Origin of the sequence: Pseudomonas fuscovaginae SE-1 (assembly GCF_000364705.1) — a bacterium.
Lineage (GTDB): Bacteria > Pseudomonadota > Gammaproteobacteria > Pseudomonadales > Pseudomonadaceae > Aquipseudomonas > Aquipseudomonas fuscovaginae_A.
The window spans coordinates 1-8,063 of the sequence record NZ_AQOH01000190.1 but is presented as its reverse complement, the minus strand read 5'-3'; the positions used below and the strand labels follow the sequence as shown (position 1 = coordinate 8,063).

Below are 8,063 nucleotides of genomic sequence, written 5' to 3'. Positions count from 1 at the left end.
CGCTTCCCCCCCCCCGCCCTCTGATCGTTCCCACGCTCCGCGTGGGAATGCAGCACATGACGCTTTGCGTCACCCGGAGCGGACGCCGAAGGCCTGGGAGGCGTTTCCACGCGGAGCGTGGGAACGATCGGAACTCGCGGGCAAGCCGGATAAGCGCAGGGCCGGTCAGACGAGTTCCGCCAGCTTAAGCTCGCTCTTGATGTACGCATAATAGATCGGCCCCGCCACCACCCCGGGCAGGCCGAACGCCGCCTCGAACACCAGCATCGCCATCAGCAGTTCCCACGATTTGGCACTGATCTGCCCGCCGACGATCCGCGCGTTGAGGAAGTATTCCAGCTTGTGGATGAAGATCAGGTAGCCCAGCGCCGCCGCCGCGACCCAGATCGACAGCGATAGCGCGACGATGGTGATCAGGGTGTTGGACATCAGGTTGCCGATGACCGGCAGCAGCCCCAGCAGGAAGGTCAGCACGATCAGCGTCTTGGTCAACGGCAGCTTGATCCCGCACAACGGCAGGACCACCGCGAGGAATACGGCGGTGAAGGCGGTATTGAGCGCCGAAATCTTGATCTGGGCAAAGACGATGTTGCGAAACGCCTGCACCAGCAACCGCAGGCGATCGAACAACGCCGCCGCCAGCGGTTTGCGCTGACTGGCGTCCGACACATGCTGCAGCGCGACGATCGCCCCCAGCACCATGCCGATCAGCAAGGTCACGAACATGTGCGCCGCGTCCTTGCCGACCAGTTGCAGTTCGCTCAGGTGGCGCTTGAGCCACTCACCGATCGCCACCTGGAACTCCCCTGCGCTGGCCGGCAAGTAGGCATCGATGAACGGCGGCAACTGCCCGCGGGCCTTATCCACCACCTGCATGAACTTGCCCAGGGATGCGCCTGGATTTTCCGCCTCGTGCAGCAGGAAGCTGATGGCCCCGGCAAAGATCAGCGTCAGCACACTGACGATCAGCGTACCCAACAGCAGGACCGCCAACCAGCGTGCGCGCCGCCCGGCAATCAGGTGCTCCAGTTTGGGGGTCAGCATGTTCACCAGCTCGAACACCAGCAAGCCGGCCAGCAGGCTCGGCAACAGCCGCAACGGCAGTACCAGCAGCAGGCTGCCGCAGACGATGATCAAACTGGCCAAGACTACATAACGCTGGGGAAACGCCGACATACAGCCTCAAAACTAAACAGTGCCAAAGGATGGGCAGTCTGCCAGCGTTCATGTGACAGAACCAGGGGGACGTACACGCGACGATACAAAGTCCCCCGTGCTCCAACCCTGCCGCCGAAGACCTCCAACTCACGCCGTGGAGGTCCTGTCGGCCCGGCCTACTTCTTCAGGCAGGTACTCATGAACGCCTTGCGCTCGTCGCCCTTGAGGGCCTTGGCGGTGGCGTCGGCATTGCAGGTCTTCATCTTGTCCTGCTGGGTCGCCGCCTTCGCGGGCTGGGCTTTCAGGCAGTTGCTCATGAACGCCTTGCGTTCATCGCCCTTGAGGGCCTTGGTGGTGGCTTCGGCGTTGCAGGTCTTCATCTTGTCCTGCTGGGCCTGTTGGGCAGCGGTGGCGGCAAAGCCCTGGGAACACAGCAGCAAGCCAGCCAGCAACAAAGGGATACGCAGCATGTTCATGGAGTTTTCTCCTGGTTGCCGCGCCGATGGGTGCGGCTACCGAAGCAGTGTAGACAAAGCCTGTTACACCTCCAGCGATCAGTCAGGGTAGTCGGGACTGACGCCGGTACTGCTCCGGCGTGCAGCCGGCCTGGCGCTGGAACATGGCGATGAAGGCCGAGGCGGTGCTGTAGCACAGATCGAAGGCGATCGCCTGGATACTGCGACTACCCTCCAGCGCCTGGATCGCCCAGACGAACCGCAGGCGCTGGCGCCACTCGCCAAAGCTCACCCCCAGTTCGCGCACGAACAACCGCGCCAGGGTCCGCTCGCTGACATGCAGGTCGCCGACCATTGCGCCAGCGAACGGTTGTCCGCCGGGTCCTCCTGCAATCCCTCAAGCACGCTGAGCAGCCCGGGGTCGTCCGAGTACGGCAGGTAGCAACGGTGGACCTTGGCCTGATGCAACTGGTCGACCAGCACCTGGGCCAGGCGGATGTCGGCCGGATCACTGGGGATCTTCACATCGCGCCGGGCGAAATCGCCGAGGATCGCCTTGAGGATGTCGCTGATGGCCAGCGTGCTCGCCACCTCGGGAATGCCACGGCAATGTTACTCGGCCACGTAGACCGAGCGGTAGACGATCGCCTGGGTGTTGTAGGCGCTGTGTTCGGTATCGGGCGGAATCCACAGGGCGTAGCGGGGCGGCGACATGAAACGCCGGCCGGCGACCTCATAGTGGATGACGCCATGGGACACATAGTCCAGCGAACCCCAGCGATGTCGATGGGGGGCCGCATGGCTACCCGGGCCGAACTCGGCATGGCGGAAATAGACCGGCGCCGGCAGATCGGGGAAAGAAGGGATCTCGATGGGGATCTTGTGCATGCTGTCCGGATTCAGACGCCGATTGACTGGATTGAAGTATAAGCTTTGATCCGGACAGCGGGATAATTCCACTCACCCTGTCATTCCGGTTGGAACCCCATGCAATACGCGTTTCCCCTGCTCGCCATCTTCATCTGGGCCGGCAACACCGTCGTCAACAAGATGGCCGTCGGGGCAATCTTCCCGGCGGAAATCGGCTTTTACCGCTGGCTGCTGGCGGCCCTGCTGTTCAGCCCCTTCCTACTGCGCCCGGTCATCGCCAATCGTGCGGCGATCCGCCCGCACCTGGGCAAGATCCTCGCCCTTGGCGTACTCGGTATGGTCGCCTACCAGAGCCTGGCCTACTACGCCGCGACCCTGACCACGGCGACCAACATGGGCATCATCCTGTCATTGATGCCACTGATGTCGCTGGTCCTGGCCATCGTCAGCCTCGGCCAGCGCCTGACCGCCGGCGCGCTGTCCGGGGCGGCACTGTCCTTCGTCGGGGTGCTGGTGGTGGTATCGGCCGGCGACCTCGCCACGTTGCCGAGCCATGGCCTGAACCTCGGCGACGCCATGATGCTCGGCGCCACCCTGGCCTACGCGGTGTATAGCACCCTGCTGAAAAAGTGGCAGTTACGCCTGCCGCCATTGCAGTTGCTTTACCTGCAGATCCTGGTGGCGGTGCTCGCACTGTTGCCGCTGTACCTGCTGTCTTCCAAGGTCGGACCGAACCTGCACAACGCCGGTCTGGTACTGTACGCCTGCCTGCTGGCCTCGATGCTCGCACCGCTGCTGTGGATGAAGGCGGTGGCCCGGCTGGGCCCGAGCCGTACGGTGCTGTTCTTCAACCTGCTGCCGCTGCTCACGGCACTGATCGCTGCCGTGGTCCTGCATGAGCGACTGGCGTTGTATCACCTGCTGGGCGGTGCCATGACCCTGGGTGGCGTGATTCTCTCCGAGCGTTGGACCACGCCACTGCGCAAGGCGGCTAGAGCCCGGCGGCCTTGAGCCGCCGGGCATGCTCGACGAATAGCCGGATCGGCTCCGCCCCCTTGCCAACCAGGCCGAGTGACTGGTTGACGATATCGAAGTGATCGAGGGGATAGTCATCGCCGATGACCGTCCCCAGGTGAGAGCTGTAGCGCCCGACCATGCCATCGCACTGTCCGGCCTCGCGGATGAACGTCCTGGCGAACAGCCGGCAACTGCGGTTGGTGCCATCGAACAGGTTGCGCCCACGATCGGTGATGCCCGGTCGCAGGGTTCCCGACCAGGAGTAGTAGCGCACGCCGTCGACCAGTTCGGCGCCCTGCCCGCCCCAGCGTTCCGGCAGGCCCTGCGGGTATTGCCGGTTGAACAGCGCGACGCCCTCGCTGGTCAGCGACTGGTGCGAAGCGGTCAGGTCCATCGGCAACCCGGGGCCGCGATAGCCGGTTTCCAGCCAGCCCATCAGCCGCGCGACGGCGCAGAGCACGAGGGTCAGCAGACGCCCGCGGACACTGCTCGGCGGGTAGTGACGCTGGAAATGGTCGGCCAGTTCCGAACCGTGATTGGGCCCGGCCACCGAGGTCACCGAAGCGACCCATTCCGGTCGCCGGGCCGCCGCGTAACGTGCTGTCAGCGAGCCCTGGCTGTGACCGATCAGGTTGACCTTCTCCACCCCGGTTGCGCGACGGATCTGCTCGATCCGCAACAGCAGTTGCTCACCCCGCACCTCATTGGAGTGCAGCGGCGAAACCTGGACTGGAAAGACTTGCGCACCACCTGCGCGCAGGGCCGGGGTGATGCCGTACCAGTAGGGAAACCACAACAGCCGGACGAAGCCGAGCATGCCCGGCACCAGCACCAACGGATAACGCGTGGCGAGTTCTTGCGACATCGGTGACCATCCATGAGAGGGTTCGAATAGAGCCTAGCAAGGTCGAAAGCATCGGCATCAAAGATGACAACAGCACGACATCCGGCGTTCTGCCGCCTACTTAGTAACAAACGGATAAAACTTTTCCGCTCTCCCGGCACTCACACCCTGGGTAGCGATCTCGCCCACAGAGCGAGACGCCCATCAAACCGGATCAGTCAGGAGATCGAGATGAGCGACATGCATTTGTCCGATGTAACCACCCTGCGTGAACGTGCACGCCGGAATGTCGAAAACGGCGCGGTCACCGAAGGCTACGGGGCCGACCGCAGCGAGATTCTGCGTCTGCTCAACGAGTCACTGGCCACCGAACTGGTCTGCACCCTGCGCTACAAGCGCCACCATTTCATGGCCACCGGGCTGAAGGCCAGTGTCGCCGCCGACGAGTTTCTCGAGCACGCCAACCAGGAAATGGCCCACGCCGACCGGCTGGCCGAACGCATCGTGCAGTTGGGCGGCGAACCGGAGTTCAACCCGGACCTGCTGTCCCAGCAATCCCACGCCCAGTACGTGGCCGGCAAGACGCTCAAGGAAATGGTCTACGAAGACCTGGTGGCCGAGCGGATCGCGGTGGACAGCTACCGCGAGATCATCCAGTTCATCGGCGACCAGGACCCGACCACGCGGCGGATCTTCGAGGACATCCTTGCCCAGGAGGAAGAACATGCCGATGACATGGCGGATATCCTGAAGGATCTCTAGGACCTGCCCGCTCTGGAGCCGGCCGCATTACTGAGCCGGCTTGCGGGCGATAGCGACCTGACAGCCAACATCTGCGTCGCCTGCTGAATAGCATCGCCAGCAAGCCGGCTCCCACAGGGTTCTGCGCCATTTTTCAGGAAATGGCGCTGTTCAGTTCCTAACCGTCCGCGGCGCCTTGCCCGATTTCATCTGCTCCAGCAACGGCGCACACTGGTTCGGCACATCGCCTCCCGGTGCCACCAGCGCCAGCAGCCCGGTCGCGGGGCCCGCGATCACACCCAGCGCCACCATGCCCGCGCCACGCAGCAACAGCGGCACCGCCTGCACACCGGCATCGGGCTTGATGAACTTGCCACGCACATACAGCGGCGAACGCAGGGACAGCAGCCGGAAGCCCTTGGACTCGGGGCTGATCTTCAGGTCCAGTTGCTCACTGGCGAAATTGGCCGTGCCGTCGACATAGATGATCGCGTTCTCGGTATCGAAGACGAACAACCGGGTGGTCGCCAGGCCGCTCTTGATCCCGAGGTCGGCCGCCGCGCAGTTGATCTTCACTTCCTTGTCGCCAAAGATCTTGCCCACCACGTAGTTGCCGACATTGAGCCCGGCGATCTCCATCAGGCCACGGCTGATGGCGCCATCGTTGACCAGCATCTTCAGGTCGCCGTTGGAGGTGCCCAGCAAGCGGGCCACCGAGTTACCGGTACCGCTGATATCGGCATCGCCATTAAGCTCGCCGAAGCTGGTCTTCATCGGCTCGAAGGTCGGGAACAGTTGCTTGAGCTTGAAATTGCGCGCGGTCAGCTTCGCCCGGCCCTGCATCGGCGTGGCGCGGCCGTTGAGGCGGATCTGCGCATCGAGCTTGCCGCCTGCAACGCCGAAACGCAGGGGCTCCAGGCTCAGTTGACCATCGTCGAGCAGCAGATGGGTGTAGAGGTCGGTGAACGGCAGCTCGGCGCTATGGACGATGCGCTTGCCGGTGAATTCCACGTCGGCGTCCATGTCGCGCCAGCGCTCGGTACGGAACTCCTCCACCGGCAGTACCTTGTCCGCCGGTTGCCTGCTTTCGCCGCCGCGGGCCTTCTGCCTGGCATTGGAATCCGCGCCGATCAGCGGCGCCAGGTCGGCCATCAGCAGTTGGTTGGAGACCAGCACGCCAGTGAGCTTGGGCCGTGGCTGGCTGGCGACGTACGACAGGTCGCCATGGATATCGCTGGTGCCGATCCTGCCGTTGAACTGCTCATACTTGAATGTCGCCCCAGTGGGCTCGTGCAGCTTGGCGGTCAGGTGACCATCGGTCTCGTAGGCTGGCGAATCCGGCAGGGTCACTCCGGTCAGCGGATAGAGATTGCCCAGGCTGTTGCCGGCCAGCTTGAGACGCAGGTCCAGGGCGCCAAGGTTGCGCGGATCGGTCAGGGTCCCGGCCACGGCGATCCGGGTATCGGCAATCTTCACATCGGCCTGCACCGGGAACGGCCTGGCCGCGTCCTGCAGGGCCAACAGGCCACCGACCTTGCCGGTGCCGGCGAGATTCTGGCCGTGGTACTGGCCCTTGACCTTCAGTGCGAACGCATAGTCCTGAGGCGCCGAGCCTTTTTCCAGGGCCTTCTTCGCGGCGCTGTCGCCAACGATATCGCTGAACGGAACCGGCTTGCCCAGCGGGTCGATCAACAGGTCGAGCTGGGTCCCGAGACTCTTGTCGTCCAGGGTGACATGGCCCTTGTCGAAGCCGATGGCGCCAATGTCCACCGTCCAGGCGGACGGCGGCTCGTTCGGGTCCTTGGGATCGAGCTGGAATGTCCAGTTGGCCCGACCATCGGCCAGCCGTTCGAGGCTGGCGTTCGGCTCGGTCAGGTCGATCCGTGGGATCACCACCTGGCGAACCAGCAACGGCAGTGGCGCCAGGCGCAGTTCGACACGCTTGAGGGTGACCATCCGCGGGTTCTTCGACCAATCCGGATTGCCCAGCGTCAGGTCCTCGGCGATCACGTGGGGCCAGGGCAACCAGGCACGCCAGCCGCCTTCGTCGGGCTCACGCTGCCAGCGCACCGACAAGTCGCCATTGATGGCGAACGGACGATGAAGGATTTCGGAAACCTTGGCATTGACCGGCGGCTTGATCCGGTTCCAATCGAAGAACGCGATGATCGCCACCAGCACCGCCAGCAGCAGCACCAGACTGGCACCGGTCCAGAGGAAATTTTTTCGAGTGCGCGTCATTGCACGAGGCTCCTGATAGCGGCTGAACGTCCAAAAAGCGACGCGATATACCTTTACGACTGACAAAACCCGGGCAAGGTTTAATGGAAAAAGCCATCCACCGGGAAAACGAAGCGGGCCGAAGCTGACCGTTCCATCAATTTTTCGTTCCGCCCCACGCCCTTTCATGAAGCGGGGATGGGTAGAAAATACCCAACACGGAGCATGGGTAACACCCTGTAAGGCCCGTGCTAGACACCTCGCACAGAACAATCAATTCCGTTGATTATTAACATTGCCCTTATGAACTTTTATATCGAATTTGCAAGGGTAACATTAGCTCCGTACCCACTTTATCGCCCTCCAACGGAGCAAACGATCATGAAACGCCAATTACTTCTCAGCCTTACCCTTGCCGTCCTGACTGCCAACGCCTATGCCTTGCCAGCCCGTGAACAGGCCGCCCCGCAAGCTCAAGCCAGCCACGCCACCGTCAGCCAGTCGCTCAACACCCTGGCTTCGGATGGTTCCGAGCGTACGCCACAAGGTCAGACCCTGGCTTCCGACGGTAGCGAACGCACTCCACAAGGTCAGACCCTTGCCGCCGATGGCTACGACCGTACCCCACAAGGCCAGACCCTGGCTTCCGACGGTAGCGAACGCACTCCACAAGGCCAGAGCCTGGCCGCCGATGGCTACGACCGCACCCCACAAGGTCAGACCCTGGCTTCCGACGGTAGCGAACGCACTCCACAAGG

General features: G+C 63.1%; 7 protein-coding genes and 1 pseudogene. 3 read left to right on the top strand and 5 right to left on the bottom strand.

The genetic code is table 11. The annotated features are described in order from the left end of the window. Window positions 1-165: 165 nt before the first annotated feature. The 3 genes and pseudogenes from K675_RS0117350 to K675_RS30940 form a co-directional block, all read right to left on the bottom strand. Window positions 166-1,176, bottom strand: a complete 1,011-nt coding sequence (locus K675_RS0117350) for an AI-2E family transporter (protein ID WP_017904760.1) — start codon at window positions 1,174-1,176, stop codon at window positions 166-168. 158 nt (window positions 1,177-1,334) lie between these two features. Beyond that, window positions 1,335-1,634, bottom strand: a complete 300-nt coding sequence (locus K675_RS0117345; RefSeq protein WP_017904759.1) for a PsiF family protein — start codon at window positions 1,632-1,634, stop codon at window positions 1,335-1,337. Window positions 1,635-1,716: 82 nt separating this feature from the next. Next, a pseudogene (locus K675_RS30940) lies at window positions 1,717-2,501 on the bottom strand (AraC family transcriptional regulator). A 99-nt stretch (window positions 2,502-2,600) separates the two neighbouring features. Between K675_RS30940 and K675_RS0117325 the strand changes: the two are divergent. Continuing rightward, window positions 2,601-3,494, top strand: a complete 894-nt coding sequence (locus tag K675_RS0117325; RefSeq protein WP_017904756.1) for a DMT family transporter — start codon at window positions 2,601-2,603, stop codon at window positions 3,492-3,494. Here the strand turns inward: K675_RS0117325 and K675_RS0117320 are convergent. After that, window positions 3,475-4,365 carry an esterase/lipase family protein gene (locus tag K675_RS0117320; protein WP_017904755.1) on the bottom strand — a complete coding sequence of 297 codons (891 nt, stop codon included), beginning with the start codon at window positions 4,363-4,365 and terminating at the stop codon, window positions 3,475-3,477. The genes K675_RS0117325 and K675_RS0117320 overlap by 20 nt on opposite strands. A gap of 210 nt (window positions 4,366-4,575) precedes the next feature. Here K675_RS0117320 and K675_RS0117315 point away from each other — a divergent pair, with 210 nt between their 5' ends. Continuing rightward, complete coding sequence (locus K675_RS0117315) at window positions 4,576-5,106, top strand: ferritin-like domain-containing protein (protein WP_017904754.1); 531 nt, start codon at window positions 4,576-4,578, stop codon at window positions 5,104-5,106. A gap of 150 nt (window positions 5,107-5,256) precedes the next feature. Here the strand turns inward: K675_RS0117315 and K675_RS0117310 are convergent, their stop codons facing one another. Next, window positions 5,257-7,326, bottom strand: a complete 2,070-nt coding sequence (locus K675_RS0117310) for an AsmA family protein (protein ID WP_017904753.1) — start codon at window positions 7,324-7,326, stop codon at window positions 5,257-5,259. Between the two features lie 360 nt (window positions 7,327-7,686). Here K675_RS0117310 and K675_RS32395 point away from each other — a divergent pair. Then, window positions 7,687-8,063: hypothetical protein (locus K675_RS32395; protein WP_020481065.1), on the top strand; the 377-nt coding region annotated here is incomplete at its 3' end.